The sequence below is a fragment of the Streptomyces lydicus genome, assembly GCF_004125265.1.
GTDB lineage: Bacteria > Actinomycetota > Actinomycetes > Streptomycetales > Streptomycetaceae > Streptomyces > Streptomyces lydicus_C.
Genome location: NZ_RDTE01000001.1, coordinates 191,188 through 209,532, shown reverse-complemented (window position 1 = coordinate 209,532; position 18,345 = coordinate 191,188). Strand labels below are relative to the sequence as shown.

Sequence of the window (18,345 nt, the reverse complement as noted above, 5' to 3'; positions counted from 1 at the left end):
GCCGGGGCAGGTGCGGACCGACGTCAGCACACCTCAAGTGCTGTCGCTCGACGCCCAATTCCGTACGCAGCACTGCTCTGACCTCGCGTTTCTCGCCCGGTGATCAACTGTATCGTCGCTGCGTCCTGGCCTCGGCGGTAGCTCATAGCGGGCGGCTCTGGGGCAAGGGTGGCGAGGTTGGAGGTAGGGGTGAAACCCGACATGGGCTGACTCGCCGTCACATTCCCCCTGGTATTTGCGCGATGAAATACCGATCGGTGCGCGAGCGTGGTCTCGCGGGCGCGCGCGGGGCATCGAGGATGTGCTGCCGAGTCGATGTGACGTCCATCGCACCGAGCAACGCATCGCTCACTACATCGGCAAACACACTCAAATCGCGCACAGTTCAACAGGCGGGGGGAGCGACGTGTTCGCTGTGAGGAGCCTGCGCCGGTCCTGCGAAAGGCGCCTGAGCAACATCCCGTGGCCGGCCCCCTTCACTCTGGACGGATTCGTCGCCGCCATCGGTGAGCACCTGGGCCGCACGATCCACCTGGTACCCATCGACGAAAGTGGTGATATGCGGACCGCCTGTGGCCTCAGGGTCAAGACGCCCAGCTGTACCTACATCCTCTACCGGCGGCGGTCGAGTGCGATCCAAGATGAACACATTGCCTTTCATGAACTGACGCACGAAGTGTTCGACCACACCACCGACCTCTCGCCCGATGAGATGGGCCAGGTCGTCCCTCCCGGGGTCCGTCAGGTCCTTCAAGAACTCACCAGCGAGACCATCATCCAGGCCCGGGCGTCTCGCTACGAGACGCTCCAGGAAAGGGAAGCGGAGCTGGGAGCCCTCATCCTCGGGCGCATGCGCGGTGAGCGCTGCTCGGGCGCGGGGGATGACCTGGTCAGCCAGCTGCAGCGAAGCCTGTGCCACCCTGTCGCTCCACCGCGGCGTACCTGCTAGAGGAATTACCTTGCCGACCGGCTTCTTCGACTACTTCGCCGCGATGCTCATTACCGGCGTGGCGCTTTGGCGCGCCCCAGCACTGCGCTGGGGCGACAAGGAGCGGTGGGCATTGTGCGGCTGCTACGCCAGCTATGCCGCCGCACTGTGGCCCAAGACGCCCGTCGTGCAGGACTGGCTGTCGCGCATCCCGATCACAGACCTGGTCATTCTGTTGGGGCATTACGCGGGCACGAGCGCCGTCGTCTTCATCATCACCTACGTCGCGGCCGGCTACGGACCACCTGACGGGCCCGAGCCGCGACCGGTGGTGATCACGCGTCGGCTGGCGCGGTTCGCCCCGGCCATCGGAGTCATCTTCGCCCTCACCCTGACCGTCGTGTTCTTCGTGGTTGTCGATCGCAGTCAGCCGAGCACCGACTTCGTGGCCGAGCGCGGTGGCCAAACAGGCGTAGCGCTGTACATGACGATCTTCTACATCCTTCTCTGGACGAGTAACCTCGTCTGCGGCTACCAGTGGCGCAGAGCCGCGCGCCTGTCGTCATCCCGGCCGCTTCGAATCGGCCTTACCGCGCTGGCCATCTCGATGGCGCTGGGCTCGACGTACATCATCATCCGCACGATCTATGTATGGGGCGCAGTACTCTTCCCCGCCTTGCGCCCCTACGGAGATGCCATCGGGCACATCACAGCCGGAATCCAATTGCTCATGTTCGTAACCTTCGCGGCCGGATCCAGCATCCCGACCAGCAACGCAGCTACCCGCCGGTGGGCTAACTCTCGCCTGCTCAAGGAGCTCAAGCCACTCCACCGCGACCTCACCGAGGCGTTTCCCGACGTTGCCTTCGAGCGCAGCCTTCACAGCCGCAGCGCCCTGGCCTCTCTCCCCGGCGGCAGCAAGCTCATCGACTGGTCCATGCCGATCGACGTACGTCTCGCCATCAGGGTGCACGCCCTGGCCGACGCGGTCGAGCAACTGCGTCACTTCGCCCCGCCGGAACTCTTCGACTGTGCCGAGGAATTCGCCGAGGACCACGTCGCAGCCGTGGGAGAGGAACTGCCGGAGGAGGAGCGGCCCAATCCCCAGGCGGTAGCCGAGGCCGTCTACATCCGGGCTGCACTCGCCGCTTTCGCGCTCGGCAAGTACAGGGTGACCCCGTCGGCTCCGCTGCCACGTAAGCCGCACGTCAGCGCTGAAGCCGAGGCCCGATGGTGGCGGCAGGTTCAGAGCCAGTACGTCGCGATCACCTCCAAAGAGGCATTTGAGGTACTCCTGACGGCAGCAGTAGAGGCATGACGAACCTCCCTCATCTGCCGCAAGAGGCAGCGAAGGCTGTCGCGTCCCGGCCTCGTTGGCAGCCCCGGTTGAGCCGGCCGGCCTTGCGTGGACGTCCTGTTCCGCCGCCCGCCTCACCAGCCATGGGCTTCGGCCTTGACTTCGGCTACCAGCTCGCCGATCTTGGCGGCCATCTGCGGAGAGATCTCACGACTGCCGCGAGCCTGGAGCTCAAAGCCCTGCTGTCCAGCGAGAGCACGAGCGTACAGAAGGATGCTCTCCGTCAGCTCAGCGCTGGACTGAAAGGTGACCGCTGGCACGTCGAGAATGTCAGCCAGCCCGTCGTAGAGAGTTGCTTCAGGGGCCAGGGCGCGGATCTCGTCTTGAGACAGAGCTCCAGTGCGCAGCGCGAACACCTGGGCCGGGACGACCAGCGCCTTACCTGCCCTCGCGTTGATGGCTGAGGCGATGTCCGCGTCCGAGGGGCGCGCGTGAGTAGGCATCCGCTCCAGATGGTGCGTGATGGTTTCGGCGAGGCCGGCCGGCCCTTCCTGCTGCGCACTCGCAGAATTTGTCAGAGCGTCACTAGCAACCGGTTCGTTGGCGTCTGCCCCGGACTTGGCTTTCGCAGCGCGCTTGTCGGCATCTGCCCCGGACTTGGCTTCCGCGGCGCGCAGCGCGGGTACGGAGACTCCGTACTTCTTGGCCAAGAGCTCGGCGTACTGGTCGCGGAGCGGATTCGCGTTCTTGCCCTTTTCGGCCCTCCGTACGGGCAACGGGCTGGCCGTTTTGATGATCTCGGGAATCGCGGACATCGAGATTTCCGCGTTCTCCCGCAGGTACTTGAGGTCTGGCTCGACGGGGTTGCCCCGCTCATCAAGGGGGACGAGGTTGTCGTCATCATCAAGGAGGGGGAAGGCCTTGTTGATGTCCACGCCCAGTGCACGCGCCCAGGCAGGGATCTTCTCGGGTGTCGGAGTGCTGTCGCCGGCCAGGACAGCCCCGACCGCGCGGTGGTTCGAGTACCCGAGGCGTGCGGCCAGCGTCGTTACGGGGAGGTGCTGTCGACGGCGGATGCTCTCGACAAGTCGGTGGTCGAATCTGCGTTGCAACGGGGCTCCTGCATCGCTGGAGGGGAAGCGGCAGCGGAAATCCTAGCCACTCGATTGATCACGCAAAAGACATGCGCTACTTTCGTGATCGAGGGCTTCTTCGGCCGCACCCTCGCGGTCGCTCTGCCCTGCAGTTTCTCACGCAAGAACGCCTTGCGCCCACCCCGCACGGTGCCGGCCTGTCCGGTCGACGAGGTGACGAGGCCGACAGCTAGCGCGAGATCGCTTTCCACGTCCAAGGGGGATGTCACGTGCTCAACGCCGTACCGGATCGCCCAGGGCCGCCCAGCACACGCCGCGCTTCGGGGGCGTTCACTGGCAACGGCATCAAGCGAACCATAGACCTTCTGCGGGTGCTGGAGAATCTGCAGAACGCGAACAACGGCCGCGAGGTGTACCTGCGGGAGATAGCGTCCGCGGCAGGCCTGCCCTTGGGGACAACGCGGCGCTACCTCGAGACGATGGCGCACCCAGACGTCGACGTGGTGCGCCAGCCCAAGTTCGGTACCTACACCCTGACCTGGCGAGCGCCGACGGCACGGGCGCAGGCGCACCCTTCGAAGCGCATCCTTGCCCGGCTCACCCAACTTCAGGGGCAGACCGGCCAGGTCGCGATGCTGTTCACCCCCTACCTCCTCAACCACCGGCGCCAGTGCACGGAAATCGTCTGGGGTACGCACAAGCCGATGTGGGACGACGGCCTGGAGACCGCCCCCCTCGACGCCGACGCCCCAGGGCTCGTGATGCAGGCGGCCATGCACGACTGGTCGCGCGCCCGGGAGGAATCGGCATACCTCCTCCAGATCCGCGATGCCGGTTTCGCGATCAGCCCGGCGCCAGGAGGCCACCACGACCTCATTGCCGCTCCACTGATGAGGGGTCCGATCCTGGCGGGCGCAGTGGCCATCATGCCGCTGCGCCACCTGATGGAGTCACCTCGCCGGCGCACCGACTATGTCCACGCCGTGCTCGACGCCGCGGGCGCAATGAGCGGCCACCTCGGTAGCCAGGCGCCCACGCGTCCGTACTCAGAGCGTCTGCCCTCCACTCACCGGGAGCAGACATGCACCCCCACCGGGGGCACGCGCGTTCCGCACCGAAGAAGTGCATGACGAAGGCGCTGGCGCTGCCTCGTGATGAGGCGCCGTCAGTCTGCAGACCCATCGGGCCATTGCCGACCCTGCCACCGCGCTCCCGCAGCCTTCCCGGACATCCTGCCTGCACAACGGAGGAACCGTGCCCGTCGTACCGCTCTTTCGCGAAGCCTCTCCCGCGGATCTCAACCCGTACAGACCGCTGGCCGCGATGCTGACCCGGGGGCCGGGGCCGCACAGCCTGCCCGACCTCGTCGAGCGCACCGGACTGCCCCGCCCCGAACTCCGGCGCTATCTCACGGCGATGACACAGACCGGACTGTGCGCCGCCGTCCGCGGCATGCCCGGTCACTACGAACTCGCCGCCCGCGTCACCGCTGACGACACAAGCTGGCTGGTTCACTCGCTGCCCGCCGCCCCGGCCGAGGAACGAAACCACGTCCGAGAACTGCATGAAGCCACCGGTCAGGTCGCGCTGATGCACGGGCATGTACTGCTGCCTGTCCCACTGCGGATCTGGGTGGACGTCTGGGGCGCCGAGGCATCCGGCTTCCTCAAACAGCTCACGGCGCATCCGGACGCGGCCGGCCGCTTGCGCCAGGCGCCCCTCGACATAGATGCTCCCGGACTGGTGATTCGTGCCCACCTTGATCCGTTCCAGCCCACGTCCGACGAACTGCAGAGTGTCCGCGCGAAGGGCTACGCGGTGACCGCGGCGCCGCTGCCGGGCTGGAGCCTGCTGTCTGTGCCCGTCCACCATGCCCCCGAGCAGGTCGGGTTGCCGGACTATGGCCGGCACCAGATCGCTGGCGCGCTGAGCCTGGTCGTGCCCACGCAGGACCTGGACGCGCACTTCGCCCAGTGGCTGGCCGCACTGCAGCACAGCGCCCGCAGCCTCAGCCACACCGCGCAAACCACAGAGCCCTGGGTACCGACCGTCCTGCAGGCCGCCTGACCACCACCCCAGCTCGACACTGCACGCCGCACGGCGGCAGGAGAATCCGAAACGCGGGCACCGCCTCCAGGTGGTGCATCTAGGAGGCGGCGATGAACTAGCCCACAGTCGCAGCTAACGCGCTGCGCGACCGCACATCCGCATCGGTGCTGCCACACCGAGTGGAGCGACGGTCCAGTTACACCCCGCGTCTCGGGTCGCCACCCGAGACGCGGGCCGGGGAAAGCCCGGTCGAACAGGTCCTGGAAAGAACCAGCCCCCGCCACAACGGGGGTTTGTGCATCCTGAAATAGGAGTCGTGCGCTGCCCATGATGCAGCATGTCTGCCGTCGTTGCCAGATGCCCCAGGCAACAACGCCGTCACGTTCGCCCGAAAACGCGCCTAATAGTCTGATTAATGACGCTGCTGACCAGCATGTCTCCTCCACGTGTTCACGCAAGTTGCGCGACCCGAGGGAATTCATCGCGGCCGTCGAAGACCTCGCCGAGACCCACCCTCACAGCACCGGCACGACCCTGCGTGTCGCCCGCGACATCGCCACCCGCATGCCCAACAGCAAAGACGGGCATGTCGCCTACGGCCTGCTCGGCATGATGAAACGCCTCCGCCTGGCCCGCAGCACCGTCACCACGCACATCCGCGTCTTGCGTGAACTGGGCCTGCTGGCCTGGGTCTCCCACGGTTCATCCCACAACGTCCTGCGCACCAGGCTCGGCGACTCCTTCACCGCCGGCACCGGCTACCGCGGCACAGCCACCATCTACGCCCCCTGCGCGCCACCAGCCTGGGACCGGATCAAAGGACGGATCCGTGACGGACACGGCTACCTCTCCCGCGTCCGCGCCTACACACCCCACGGACGCGAACAGGCCATAGCCGACGCCCGCCACCGCCGCACCGCACACGAGGCCCGCCGGACCCCTTCTTTCACCTCGCTCCCCCCATCTCCACCCGCACCTATACGGGGAGAGACAAATACACGCAGGACGTGCCCCGCAAAGCCGCGCACCCCCGCCTCACAATCCCGACAGCCCCGCCAGAAGGCGACGCGATACAGCCCGCAGGAGACCAAAGCCTCCATCGCCTACGCACAGCGCCTCCGACTGGAGGTCTGGTGGGCCCAAGCCTCGTGTGAACGACGCCTCGCCTACGCCCTGCGCCCCCTGATCGAGGCCGGATACACCGCCGACCAGGCCGCTCGTGAGCTGTGCTCCTGGGGCGTCACCCACCGGCCCGAGAACGCCGCTGGCTACATCCGCGCCGAATTGCGCCGCCGGGTCCATGCCGGGCTGCTCCTTCTGCCCGAAGCGTCTGTCGGCGCCCGCATCCAGGCACCCGCCGATGAAGAGAGCCACCGGTACGCCGCCATGCTCGCCCGAGGCGACGCACAAAGGGCCCAGGTCTATGCCCGCTACCGCGAGCACCTGGCCGGTCCTCTGCGGACTGCCCTGCGCAAGCTCCGAGACGTCTGCCCGGCACAGAGCCTGTCCCGTTGGAGGCCTGTGCTGCGCGAGCCGGAGCAGGAGTTCTACGCCTCGCTGCCGTCGCACGGGACACCGTTGGAGGTCTACGGAGCCCGTGCTGCCGGCCGGGCCGCGGCCTATCGGCCGACAGAACCGCCCACCGAACGGGCGCTCGACGAGGAGGAACTGACACATCACCTCCAGGCCGCCGCGGCGTTCGAGCGGCTGCGGGCACAGCTCGGTGTGCCCGCAGCCGCAGCCGCAGCCGGGGGAGTCATCCACATGTAGGGCGGAACAGTTCGGATAGGCCCGCCGACACGTCACAGACGCCCGCTGGCCACCACGGTCCCGCCGCAGACCGGTGCGCGCAGATCGGGGATCAGGCCCCTTCCATGGGCCGAGGGCGCGGCGGCCGGTCGGTCGGTCATGCTGCTTCGCTTCCGAGAGTGTCCAATTCGCCCTCGCCGGTGTGCCAGTGCGCGTCGGGATCGTCGTAGCGCTGTTCGAAAGTGGGATGGGCAAGGGGGACGGAAGCCAGGAGCCCGTCGAGCCCGAACGCGTCGGTGAGGGTGAGCATGTGGCTCTGGAGAACGGACGTGGTCGACTCGAGGGAGTCGGGCAGCTGGCTGATGAAGGCGGCAGTCACGTGTCCTTCGGCCAGGAGGACGTCGGTGTACTGCCGCAGCTCCTGCAGCAGGTAGAGCCAGCACAGCTCTTCCAGCAGGTGTCGCGCGCCCGGGTCCGTGCACTCGTCGACTGCGGCAATGAAGGCATCGGCGGCCGCACCGGACGTGTGAGCGGCCGCTGCGTCCAGGGCCGGCAGGCAGCTGGTGTTCCAGCGGTCGAGCCGATCGAGGTCGGGGTTGATGCTGAGGCGCGAGCGCGCGCGTGCGGCGGCAAGGTCCTCAACCGCGGTGAGCAAGCACCGCAGGTCGCGGATGGTAGTCACGCCCCGGTCAAGGGTGGTCACCGCAACTGCCGCAGGCGCAGGCGGTCGTTCTTCCAGCAACATCTCGCCGGCAGCCTTGGCCATGATGGCGCGATTGTCGCCCTCGGCGGTGATCGCCCCTTGCAGCACCTTGGTCCAGCGGGAGAAGCCGTTGTCGGGGAGAAGCCCGTGTGCCCCGCAGCGCTCCCGCGCTTCCAGGATGATGTCCTGGGCCGACCAGGTGGTGTGGGCTTTGAGGAGGGCGATGTCGCGTTCGAGCGCCTGGCGCCGGTCCTCGTCGGCGTTCGCCCAGTTGCTCAAGGTCGTGCGGTGCAGCAGGGTCATGGCGTAGGTCCGGGCCAGGTCGCCGATGAGGGGGGCGTGGTGGCTGCGGTGAGCGGCGAGAGGAACCGTGGTGCCGCCGGCGCCGGAAATGCGACGGTGGTGGGCGTAGCGGACGGCGATCGCGACTGCGGCGCGCGACATGCTGCAGGCGGCGGCGCTCATGCAGATCTTGCCCGAGGTGACGCGGCCGATCGCGTGCAGGAATCGCCGGCGCTTGCTGGAGAGGTTGCTGCTGAACTCGCCGTTGCCTGTGATCGAGCCGTGTTCTCCCTCCAGGAGGGCGTGGGCCGGGAGGCGAACACTGTCGAACGCGGTGAGGCAGTGGTCGATCAGACCAGTGCCTGCTGGCAACTCCCGGATGCGGACACCAGGCAGAGGGCCGGCCGGGCCTGAGAGCTGGACGTGGAACAAGAAGACGCCGTGATCCGTGCCGCCGCTGAGCAGCCTCGCCGCCACCACCGCGTACTTCGGCCCGCCGACCATCGACGTATTCGGCATGAACTTCTGAGCAGCGTTAGACGGAGTATGGAGCACGAACGCGCCGGTGGCCGGGTCGTGCGTAGCGGTGGTCTCCAGAGCAGCTGCATCCGCGCCATGCCCTACTTCGGTGACCAGGAAGGCACCGGTCGCACGCATCGCCAGAACATCATCCAGCGCGCGGCCCGACTCATGACGGGCCTCAGCAAGGCTGCCCAGATACAGGTTGTAGTGGATGCTGACCAGGGCTGCCGTCGACCCGTCCGCGATCGCCGCCCACTCATGCAGTGCAGCCAGGCGGACAGGGTCCCTGACAAATGACAGAGGTGAGTCGATGGCAGCGTTGACACGTCGCAGGCGCTTGTAGGCCAGCTCAGTCTGCTCGGCGGAGGACAACCCGTTGTGCGGCTGGAACTCGGGGCTGCTGATCAAATCAGCCCAGGGACGGTGAACGCGCGTGCCTTCCGGCCCGAACAGAAGACGGGAGAGGGCATCTACCGCTGCGGAGTCCGTGGCCGAAGGCGCCGCGGTGTGGTCACTAGTCATACAGAATCCTCGATTCGTGGTAGAGGTGGAGAGGGATCGACGGCTGGCTGCAGGCCGCCATTCGCCCGGGGCTTCACCAGCTGCCGGCGCTGGCAGCGGTCGTGGTGGTCGTCCATCGCGGCCCGTACTGGCGCTTGTACTCGACCTGCCCCGGGTCGCTACGTGTGCGCCCGAGGTCCAGCGAGTCGAATTCGAGCCGCGCCAGATCTGAGAGAAGCCGACGCTGCAAGGCGTGCCCGGGCGCCAGGCCGGCGACCGCGGGGTCCATGGCTGGCAGGAGCGAGTAGCAAGTCCGCTCCCGGTAGAGACACACCATCGCCGCGACCGCAACTCCGTCCAGCCGCAGTGTCGCGACAAACACTTCGCCGGGCCCGCACCTGCGCAGCACCTCCAACAGACCGTCGAGGTCGACGTCTGGGCTCGCGGGGTGACCAGCCCAGCGGCGCCGGTGCAGGTGCTGTGCGTCGGAGTAGCCAGAGGCCAGTTCCTCCCGGGTACGGGTGCGGTGATATTCGATGCGGCCCGCGGCAGCCAGGTCGGTCCAGATCCGCTCGCGACGGGTGTGCTCGCGCCGAGTAGACCGACTCATCGCGTCGTAGCTGACCGGCAGTTGGATCCGGGCGCACAGGACGGTGGTGTGCTGCCAGCCCGGCTCAGCGGCGACGATTCGTCCCAGGCAACTGGCCGAAGGCACATCGGGCAACACCACGGATACCCCCTCTTCGGCCCACTCCACCAGCCGACGAACCAGCGCGGCTGCGACGTGGGGCTGCGAGGCGTCCGGCCCCACGGCACGGACGTACTCTGCGAACGGCGAGCCGAGCGGTGAGACCCGTGCCCTGCCCTGGGCATTGTGTTCGCGTGCCAAGGCGAGCGCGGCCGCGGGCCGGCCCGGCCCGTAGGAAGCGGCGAGGACGATCGGTGTGGTGGCGGGACGCTGCGCTGCCCAGCCGCGGAGCCATGCCGAGCTCTGGTAGGGCGTCGCCTCCTGGTCCCGGGCGTAGAGCATCGGCCATTGGACGGCCAGGTAGTCGAGGGCCTCGCCACCTTCCAAAGCGTGCACCGTGAGGGTGTCACGCCACGGCAGAATCGGCATGCCCATGCTCATGTCCCCGCTCACCGCGCTTGTCCCGGGTACAGGCCGTGGGCACCCAGACCGCGGAGGGCACGGTGGCTGGCCTGTCGCCCCGGGGGCCGGGGCCACGAGGGTCCGGTGGCCAAGCGTGCGGCCAGGAATGCGGGGCCGCCGCCAGGGGAGTAGACGATCCGGCTGCGAATACGACCGTGGCCAGTGCTCAGGGTGTCCCGAGTCTGGAGGGTGTAGAAGCGCAGTGCGCGGCAGAGCCCCCCGGTGTCAGGCGCCAGGTTCCGGCGGTCGAGGGAGCCGTCCGCGGTGCGGGTCTCAGACCAGATCTCGGAGATCCGGTAGCCGTGCAGCTTCGACGTTGTCGGAGCACTATCAGCGCGGGCGAGGGCCAGGGTTGCACCTATGCCCTTCCGGCCCGGGCGGCGGCCCAACTCGCCCACTCCGCCGTTGTCGCCGACAGCGGCCGCGTCGTTGGAGCAGGGCAGCGAATCAGACCCCACGAGGGTCCTGGACACGACGGAGCTGGAGGCGAGGACCATGACGCTGCTCCTGTTGCTGGCGATAGGGGAGGGGGATGTGACTCGACGCCGAGGAAGATGAGAGCGCCCGCCGGACGACGAAGACGCCAGCGCGGGGCGGCTGGTGATCACCACTTCGTCATGCAGCCGGGGTGGCCGAGAACTCCGCGGGACTCCACAACGGATTGTTCAGCCAGCAGGGACGGCCAGGCTGGAGGCGCCCGGTGCTCGTTCAGCAGCCGACGCTTCACGTCCCGGCACATCACCCCGGCCTCCGAAGCCGGCGAGGGGGAGGCCGAACCGCTCTGCAAGTTGGGTGGCAAGGGAAACGTGCTGCTCCACGTACGTCGTCACCCCGGCCACGCCACGGCTCCGCATCTTCTCTGCGACGGCTGCAACGACAAGCACCTCGTTCGTGAGATCTATCGCCCATGAGCCTGCCGCATGGGGGAAGACCCACGCCGGCGGTTCGGGATCGAGCACAAGAACGGGATGCAGCCCGGCAATGCGTCGCAGCAAGAACGCCTGCCGAGCTGTATCGCCCGCACCCAAAACGATGAGCGGCGGGCGCCGCTGTGTAGTTGTGGGCATGCCAGCTCGACGTTTTGAGGTTGCGGTGAGAGAAAGAGGGGTGTTTCGGAGGCTGTGAATGCGGATTTCCATCAGCGCTCGGCAGGCCTTTCTGGGGCGGCGAATGGGCAATGCCAGGGCCGTATGGGTAAGGGATGGGGTGTCGTCGCCGCTGCCCCCACGCAGCGGCGACGACACCCCAGGGGGAGCCGAGGCCTGTCGGGGGAGGACAAGCCTCGGCTGGTATGGACGGATCACCCTCCGAGCCGCGCCAGGATCACGACCACTGATCAGACTCGCGGGGAGCCAGAAAATCCGTAGTGGCGGGTGCGGTGATCGTCATCGGACCAATTGATCTTGAGGGCACCATCGGCGTAGCCCTTTCCCTTGCTCACCTTCGCCCGGATAGTGCCTGTCGTCATGGATCCGTTGTGGTTGGACCACTTGTCGTGCCGAGCCAGCGCGTCGGCCATGTTGAAGTCCCAGTACGCCTGGGTGTGATCATTCCCCCTTACCGACTTCTGCGCGTAGAGCCGGAAGTAGGGATCCGAGTCGAACTTGGCGCCGCCGATGGGGCCGTCCCAGCTGATCTTGGCCTTGGCGTACACGTACGAACCCGACCGGGCGACGCAGTTCTTCACCGTGAAGTCCCAGTTGTCAGGCGCAGGACCCCAGTCGCCAGGATTGTCGATGGACTTGTAGCTCGACTTGCAGTGGTAGTGGAGCGTCGCGGCGGAGGCCGGAGAGACGGTCGTCGCCAGCGTGCCGCCCGCCATGGCAGCGAGAATCAGACCAGTCGCTGCGGAACGCTTGATCTTAGACACAAGAATCTCCCAGTGATCAAATGAATGGTTTCTGAGTGAATGCACGGAACCAGCTACCGCAGAGCTGAACGGCAGGCCGGAAATGCCCAGTCCGGAGTGCGCATCCCATTTCGCACCGCACTGCAGCGAATTCGAGCCCGTCGAGCTTTCCCGTCACGGGCTGTGCCCCTTGTGCCGCCCCGCCCAGCGGCCGTACTTGCCATACAGGAGGCGATGCACCCGGAACTGGATCCGGCGAAGCTCTTCTGGAGGTCCCAACTCGCACTCTGCCTCGATCGCCGAGATGCGACTGGCCATTCGAATACGTTGCGAGCGACCATGCTGGTTTTCTCCGTGAAGGGTGGGGCACGGCCCAGACCCCCTCGCTGGAGAGCCATCTGAGTCGTGTAGCGAAATGCACGGCACGAATTCACGCTTCAGCTGCGTGAGAAGGATTGTCGTTTTGGTGGTTGCCGCCTGATGGTGACAGGGGAGAGTTCAGCATCCCCTTGCCCGGACTTCAACAATTACTCCGCGAAATGGGTCAACTTTTCGACAGCTGAAAATATCGCTCCCGAGGCTTTTCGGCTATTGAAATGGAGGCGAAGAGTTCGGCTGGTGAATCAAAAGACGCGAGAGTATGGCCCCATATAGTCAAGTGCAGGCGATTTCAGCGTGATCCATAGGATATATCCCTGCTTCAACAATCCGGACTTAACGGATGTGCTTGAGGTCGACAAGCCCAGGGGCTGCAACGCCTCCCGGTCCGGGGCGGGGGAGGAAGGCCGCACGGAGCAGGCGTGCCGAGCAGCTCGCCGTCGACAGCCTGCGACGCGAGCACTTCCCGAACGCCTGAAGAGCAGAGGTGGAGGATGGAGCAGAGGCGACCTGGATACCGGCAACCTGGGCCAGGAACCACAGGCCGGCGCGAGGCAGTAGGGTCATATCCGGGAAATAGGAAGGGAGTTGAGCTACCCGATGCACATCTCAACATTCGGGACGCGGCGGTGGATGCTCGCCACCGTGCTGTCCGGCACGCTGATCACAGGCTGCGGCAGCGGCACCCAAGGAGCATCCGGCCAGTTGGAGACCAAGCCCGCCAAGGAACCGAAACCGCTCGCGGAGAGGGCACTCCGCCCCCTGCTGCTCTCCCAGGCAGATCTCGGCACCGGATACGTTCAGGTTCACGAGAAGACCGACAACGGGAAGTTCGACGACATCTCGGTCCAGGGGTGCTCCTCACTGGAGAAGCTGGGCAAGAGAGGCGAAGACCTCAAGCTCGGCTCGAAGGCCGAGACCAGCTTCACCTACGACACAGACGCCACGTTGGCAGAAGAGCTGCACAGCGACCGGCCCTCGCTGCTGTCCAGCAAACTACGCACGCTCTTCGGCGCCTACACGTCTTGCCCCTCGTACACCATGACGGCCGGCACCACCCCGATCAAGGTGAAGGTCGCCAAGTCGGACACTCCGAATCTGGGGGACGAGCAGTTTGCGTACACCTCGACAATGAATCTTCCCTCAGGCGCCCAGGTGCTGAAGTCGCTGGCCGTACGAAAGGGCAACGTGGCAGTGATGATGGTGGGAGCCCCTGCCCTGGTGGACAAGCACATCAAGACCGCCGTCGGCAAGCTTCCTGCCAGCCACTAAAAGCCGACGTATCTCCCGAGACCCCGATGTCCTCTCTGTGACCGCAGTGCAAAGCGAACGACGGCGCCGCAGAGCCGCCAGCGGTGTGACGCAGGCCGGCGCGGTCCGGGATCAGCGGGTGCCTGCTTGCTCCGAGCTACGGCGTGTCGCCGAACGCCGCGGTGGCCAGGGGCAGGGCCCCGGCGGCCATGCTCTTGGCCACACCGCGCCGATCGACCATGATCGCGACCGCGACCCACTGGGGCATCGCGAGCCACTGCGGCAAGTGACAGGTCTCCCAGGCGGCGACCTGTGCCCGGCGTGCCCGGCCGGTATGGCGGCCCTCGCGCGCGAGCTGGTCGACCAGGTCCTTGCCGCTGACCCCACGCCGCTCAGCCTCCAGCGCAAGTAGCTGCCGGGCTTCGCAAAGCGCGCCCTCGACGCCATCCGACATCGCTGCCCCCTTCGGCGAGATCATGTTCCAACGCGAAACCAGGCCCCGAGGCTGGTTCCGCTGCCGCTACGGCAACAGGCATCAGGCAACCCGACGGGGATTCGAGAGAAGGTCCTCGCGCAGCGCGGCGAAGACACCGATCACGGCGTCCAGGACCTCCGGTGTGTGCGCCGCCGTGCAGGCGATCCTGAGCTGATAGCCCTGGCATGCAGGCGGGAGCAACGCGCTGGTGTGAATTCCGTGGTCGACCAGGACGCGCTGCGCCGTCAGCACCGCAACTTGGTCGGAGAACCGCACGGGGACCACAGGGCTGTCGCTCCCGGCAACGTCGAAACCGATCGCATCCAGTGCCGCCCGCAGGTGCTCCGCCGCAGCAACTGCGTCGGAAGCGCGGTCGGCGCGCCGGCGGATCTCCCGCAGCGAGGCATGCGCGGCCGCGGTGTCGGCCGGACTCAGCCCGGAGGAGAAGATCTGAGGACGTGAGGTGTGCCGCAAGTAGTCGATGGTCCTTGCATCGGCGAGGACAGCACCGCCCTGCGAGGCCAGAGACGTGCTGAACGACAGGGTCATCAGCGGTACCCTTCCCCCCATCCCGAAGTGGTGAATCACGCCGCGGCCCCGACCGATGGCGCCCACACCATGGGCATCGTCGACCAACAGCGTCGCGCCGTACTCCTCGCAGACGGCGACCAGCTCGGGGACGGGCGCCAGATCGCCTTCCACGGAGAAGACCCCTTCGGTCGCGACCAGGGCTGACCGCGTCGGAGCGGTCGCCAGCTGCCGCGCCAGATCGTCGGGATCGTTGTGGCGGAACTGCAGCACCGCCGCGCCGGCGGCCGCGGAAAGTCGAGCACCGTCGATGAGCGAGGCGTGTGCCTTCTCGTCCAGGTACACCTGATCGCCACGTCCGGCCAGGCAGGACACAACACCGAGGTTGGTCGTGTAGCCGGTCGAGAAGAGCAAGGCAGCCTCGAAGCCCAGGTAGTTCGCGAGGTCCGCCTCAAGCTCCTCATGGAGATCCAGGTTCCCGTTCAGCAAACGGGACCCGGTCGTGGACGTCCCGTACAGGGCGATCGCGTCCTGCGCGGCACCGACTACCTGGAGATTCGAGCTCAGCGCCCGGTAGTTGCTGCTGCCGAGCATGCAGACCTCGGCGCCGTCCAGTACCGCCTGCCCTCCCTCGACGGCCCCCTGGAAGGCGGGGTAGTACGGGTAGAGCCCCGCATCGCGTACCTCGTCAGCCCACGCATAGGCACGGCACTTCTCCAGCAGGTCCATCAGGTGAGTCCGATCTCTCGCTCGGCGGCCGAGTACCAGCACCACTGTCGCCGCGCTCCGCGCCGCACAGCGTCACCGGCCGCGAACGTCCCACGTCCTGGCTCCACGTTCGGCTCTATCGTTCGGCCCCACGGGACACCACGGTCGGCGGGGACGTGGCACCGATGCGGCCCGAACACCCGGGGCTGCCCAGGCACGGAGGACCGCGGCCCGTAAACGCACCGGACCGGACACCGCCGCCTGCTCCCCCTCACCGCTGCGGCCCGGCAGCAGCCCTCCCGGGGTGCCGTTCCACCGCGCGGAACGGGGCCCCCGAACCCGGAGTCGAGCGGTGAAACGCTAGACCGCCAGCACCTCGGCGATGCCGTGAGAACTGGTTGCCTCACCCCATGAACACGACATGGCATGCCACGGGCACCCCGCCGGCAGGGCTCGCGCCAACAGCGCCCGCCCCACTCGCCCAGGTCCTCGTGCCCGCCCGCGCCGGCAACCTGGCGGGCCCGGCCACCAATCTGCCCGCTGATCACCCTCATCAGGCCCCGAGTCTGATGACCCTGCACCGCCTCGCGGAGGCGACCGAGGTGATGGAGCTCGACGGGCCCTACACCCATTCCGAACGCCAGAGTGCCCGGATCATGGGTGACCTGGCATGACGCGCGGCATACATGTTCGCGACCCCATGTTCCAGGCTGCCGTCGACCTCGGCAGGGAGTCGGAGCCGGAGAGGCTCCGGCCCGTACTCGGGGCCTTCTCCGTAGCGGGCTTTCCGGACCTCCGCAGCAGCGTGGACGCCTTCGTCACCTATGCGGAAAGCGGCGCGGCGATGCTAGAAGTGGGCGCCCCAGCAGCGGATCCCTGGCTCGACGGTCCGGCTATCGCCGAAGCACATCGCTGCGCCCTTGGAGCGGGTGATGGCGTAAGCACCACGCTGGAAACGGTGAGGCGAGTCTCTGCTCGAAGTGACACGCCCGTGGTCGTCATGAGCTATTGGCCGACGGTCCAGGCCCTCGGCCCGCAGGGAATGGCCGACGAGCTGGCTGCCAGTGGCGCTGCAGGGTGCCTCGTACCGGACGTTCCACCGGAGCACGTCGAGGAATGGGCGGCGGCAGCGACAGAGGCCGGGATCAGCGCCCCTCTGCTGGCCAACCGCTCGGCCCCGTCCGGCGAGTTGCGAATGACATGCCGGGCGGCGACGGGGTTCGTCTATGCCCCCGCGGCCGCAGGACAACGTACGGGGTACGCGTCCGGGATTGACCTGGACAGCCTGGCTGCCTTCACTCGATCGCTCCGGAACCTGGCTCCCTCGACCCCGATCCTGACCGGCATCGGAGTCTCGACCCCCGAGCTGGCAGCGGCTGCCGTCCGCCACGGAGCAGTTGACGGGGTAGTGGTCGGCTCTCGGCTCATCCACGCCTTCACCGACGGCGGCTTGAGCGGAGCAGCTGAGCTCGTGCAGCAGTTCGCAACCTCCATTGCCGAGGCGTGGGGGGAGTGAGAGGTGCAGGCACTACAAGCCTATGCCGCGCTCCTGAGGCTACCCAGACAAGACAGACGATGCAGAACCCCTAAAGGTCTCAAGGTCGTCGGTGAATACACCCAAGCCCACCGACGGTGAGACCCGTGCGAGGCCGCCGCCCACGGTAGCCGCTCGAATCCGCGTCCAGCCGCCGCCTGATATCCGGCAGGCAGCTGCCGGACGGCGCAGTTGACCACGAACAGGCCACACTCGCCCTCCCCGCTCCTCGACAGCCGCCTTCAGGCGTACTCCCCTCCGGGCACCCCGACACCTGGCCGTGCCGGCCATGAACGAACGACTCGATTGCCCCAGCTGAACTGTCCACAGTCCTGCACGGGATACGCCGCCAACCCTTTACAGGAGATCCTCCCCATGCGCTTCGACGACCGAGGCTCCCCCGCCCGGCGCCTGGCCCACGAGGCCGCCCTAGCACTGCTGGAATCGGCGTGCCTTGCCTCGACTATCGCCGCGGCGACCGCGAGCGGCACCGCCGTCCACCGTCGCACCTCGTCACGTCACGGAGGGCATATCAGCCGCGCCGCTTCCGTGGCGGCCGCGCTCACGAGCGGAATACTCACCTCCGGTCTTCTCGATTTGGCCACTGAGGGCACGCGTCGCTGGCTGAACGGCATCGACCGCAACCCTGCCAAAAGCCAGCCCGCAGACAATGCACGCTCCAGCTCCGCCGAGGAGGACGCGGTGCTCTCCGACGCGGAGGTCCTCAGACGTCTGGAGCGCGACGTCGCGATCGACGCGGCCTACCGGGCCGCGACCGCAGCGTGGTGTCACACCCACCGAGACGTGCGAGACGACTCCGAGGACAGTTTCCTCACCTCCCGAGGTCGTTGGAAGGGACACCCTGACGGCACCGCCAGCCTGGCCCTGATGGTCGGCCGCACATTGCACTTCGAACCCGTCATCACCGAGGCCGGGGACTGGTGCCGACCAGACTTCATCCTGGACAACAACGGCACGCGCATCGAAGTCGCCACGCCTGCAGACCTTCTGGCACACCTCACCGGCCTGCACGAGCTCAGCGAGCCAGACCCTGCGGACCCGTACGACGAGTTCGGTACTGACGTTGGCAGCGGCGCCTGAGCCACTGAGCCAGAGCCGTGCGTGCTCTCCGGTTCACATTCCCGAACGATCCGGCCCAGGAGCTCAGCCTGAGAACCGCCGGCGAGCACGCACGAGACGAGCGTCTCCCGGCGGCTGCCCTGCTCCCACCCCGGAGAGGGCCCGCAAGCGCATCACATGCCCGAGGTCTCTGCCTCCGCGACGGTAGGCGCAGCGACCTGCGCGGCTGGCCCCGCACGGACCAGTGACAAGGCACGGGCGACAGCG

Annotated in this window: 16 protein-coding genes; 9 read left to right on the top strand and 7 right to left on the bottom strand. The window is 67.2% G+C overall.

What is annotated here, in order from left to right; genetic code table 11:
* Nucleotides 1–406 precede the first annotated feature (406 nt).
* Together D9V36_RS01035 and D9V36_RS01030 are read left to right on the top strand one after the other, a co-directional pair.
* Nucleotides 407–949, top strand: coding sequence for a hypothetical protein (locus D9V36_RS01035; RefSeq protein ID WP_164992804.1), 543 nt, complete (start codon nucleotides 407–409; stop codon nucleotides 947–949).
* Between the two features lie 10 nt (nucleotides 950–959).
* Nucleotides 960–2,246: an MAB_1171c family putative transporter gene (locus D9V36_RS01030; RefSeq protein WP_129292005.1), complete on the top strand. Its 1,287-nt coding sequence runs from the start codon at nucleotides 960–962 to the stop codon at nucleotides 2,244–2,246.
* 113 nt (nucleotides 2,247–2,359) lie between these two features.
* Here D9V36_RS01030 and D9V36_RS01025 read toward each other — a convergent pair whose 3' ends face one another.
* Nucleotides 2,360–3,160, bottom strand: a complete 801-nt coding sequence (locus D9V36_RS01025; RefSeq protein WP_129292004.1) for a hypothetical protein — start codon at nucleotides 3,158–3,160, stop codon at nucleotides 2,360–2,362.
* 428 nt (nucleotides 3,161–3,588) lie between these two features.
* Between D9V36_RS01025 and D9V36_RS01020 the strand changes: the two genes are divergently transcribed.
* From D9V36_RS01020 to D9V36_RS01010, 3 genes are all read left to right on the top strand, one after another.
* Nucleotides 3,589–4,449, top strand: a complete 861-nt coding sequence (locus D9V36_RS01020; protein ID WP_129292003.1) for a helix-turn-helix domain-containing protein — start codon at nucleotides 3,589–3,591, stop codon at nucleotides 4,447–4,449.
* Between the two features lie 124 nt (nucleotides 4,450–4,573).
* Nucleotides 4,574–5,386 carry a helix-turn-helix domain-containing protein gene (locus D9V36_RS01015; RefSeq protein ID WP_129292002.1) on the top strand — a complete coding sequence of 271 codons (813 nt, stop codon included), beginning with the start codon at nucleotides 4,574–4,576 and terminating at the stop codon, nucleotides 5,384–5,386.
* 441 nt (nucleotides 5,387–5,827) lie between these two features.
* A complete protein-coding gene (locus D9V36_RS01010; protein ID WP_129292001.1) occupies nucleotides 5,828–7,138 on the top strand; it encodes a hypothetical protein in 1,311 nt (436 codons plus the stop codon).
* Nucleotides 7,139–7,274: 136 nt separating this feature from the next.
* Here D9V36_RS01010 and D9V36_RS01005 read toward each other — a convergent pair whose 3' ends face one another.
* The 4 genes from D9V36_RS01005 to D9V36_RS00990 all read right to left on the bottom strand — a co-directional run bounded on the left by D9V36_RS01005 (nucleotide 7,275) and on the right by D9V36_RS00990 (nucleotide 12,145).
* A complete protein-coding gene (locus tag D9V36_RS01005; RefSeq protein ID WP_129292000.1) occupies nucleotides 7,275–9,146 on the bottom strand; it encodes an acyl-CoA dehydrogenase in 1,872 nt (623 codons plus the stop codon).
* 73 nt (nucleotides 9,147–9,219) lie between these two features.
* The gene (locus D9V36_RS01000) at nucleotides 9,220–10,242 is read right to left on the bottom strand and encodes a GNAT family N-acetyltransferase (RefSeq protein ID WP_164992803.1); all 1,023 of its coding nucleotides are present in this window, start codon (nucleotides 10,240–10,242) and stop codon (nucleotides 9,220–9,222) included.
* Between the two features lie 20 nt (nucleotides 10,243–10,262).
* On the bottom strand, nucleotides 10,263–10,772 hold the full coding sequence (locus tag D9V36_RS00995; RefSeq protein ID WP_129291998.1) for a hypothetical protein: 510 nt from the start codon (nucleotides 10,770–10,772) through the stop codon (nucleotides 10,263–10,265).
* Nucleotides 10,773–11,611: 839 nt separating this feature from the next.
* Nucleotides 11,612–12,145 (bottom strand): hypothetical protein, encoded by a 534-nt coding sequence (locus tag D9V36_RS00990; protein WP_129291997.1) that lies wholly within the window; start codon nucleotides 12,143–12,145, stop codon nucleotides 11,612–11,614.
* 957 nt (nucleotides 12,146–13,102) lie between these two features.
* Between D9V36_RS00990 and D9V36_RS00985 the strand changes: the two genes are divergently transcribed.
* Nucleotides 13,103–13,774 carry a hypothetical protein gene (locus D9V36_RS00985; protein WP_241720631.1) on the top strand — a complete coding sequence of 224 codons (672 nt, stop codon included), beginning with the start codon at nucleotides 13,103–13,105 and terminating at the stop codon, nucleotides 13,772–13,774.
* 136 nt (nucleotides 13,775–13,910) lie between these two features.
* Here the strand turns inward: D9V36_RS00985 and D9V36_RS00980 are convergent, their stop codons facing one another.
* Together D9V36_RS00980 and D9V36_RS00975 are read right to left on the bottom strand one after the other, a co-directional pair.
* The gene (locus D9V36_RS00980) at nucleotides 13,911–14,231 is read right to left on the bottom strand and encodes a hypothetical protein (RefSeq protein ID WP_129291996.1); all 321 of its coding nucleotides are present in this window, start codon (nucleotides 14,229–14,231) and stop codon (nucleotides 13,911–13,913) included.
* 57 nt (nucleotides 14,232–14,288) lie between these two features.
* Nucleotides 14,289–15,485, bottom strand: coding sequence for an aminotransferase class I/II-fold pyridoxal phosphate-dependent enzyme (locus D9V36_RS00975; RefSeq protein WP_129291995.1), 1,197 nt, complete (start codon nucleotides 15,483–15,485; stop codon nucleotides 14,289–14,291).
* 389 nt (nucleotides 15,486–15,874) lie between these two features.
* On the opposite strand from D9V36_RS00975, the gene D9V36_RS00970 reads away from it, so the two are divergent.
* The 3 genes from D9V36_RS00970 (at nucleotide 15,875) to D9V36_RS00960 (ending at nucleotide 18,099) form a co-directional block, all read left to right on the top strand.
* Complete coding sequence (locus D9V36_RS00970) at nucleotides 15,875–16,138, top strand: hypothetical protein (RefSeq protein ID WP_129291994.1); 264 nt, start codon at nucleotides 15,875–15,877, stop codon at nucleotides 16,136–16,138.
* Nucleotides 16,135–16,980 carry a tryptophan synthase subunit alpha gene (gene trpA, locus D9V36_RS00965; RefSeq protein WP_129291993.1) on the top strand — a complete coding sequence of 282 codons (846 nt, stop codon included), beginning with the start codon at nucleotides 16,135–16,137 and terminating at the stop codon, nucleotides 16,978–16,980. Before D9V36_RS00970 ends, trpA begins: the two co-directional genes overlap by 4 nt.
* 393 nt (nucleotides 16,981–17,373) lie before the next feature.
* Nucleotides 17,374–18,099, top strand: a complete 726-nt coding sequence (locus D9V36_RS00960; RefSeq protein WP_129291992.1) for a hypothetical protein — start codon at nucleotides 17,374–17,376, stop codon at nucleotides 18,097–18,099.
* The last annotated feature ends 246 nt before the right edge of the window (nucleotides 18,100–18,345 follow it).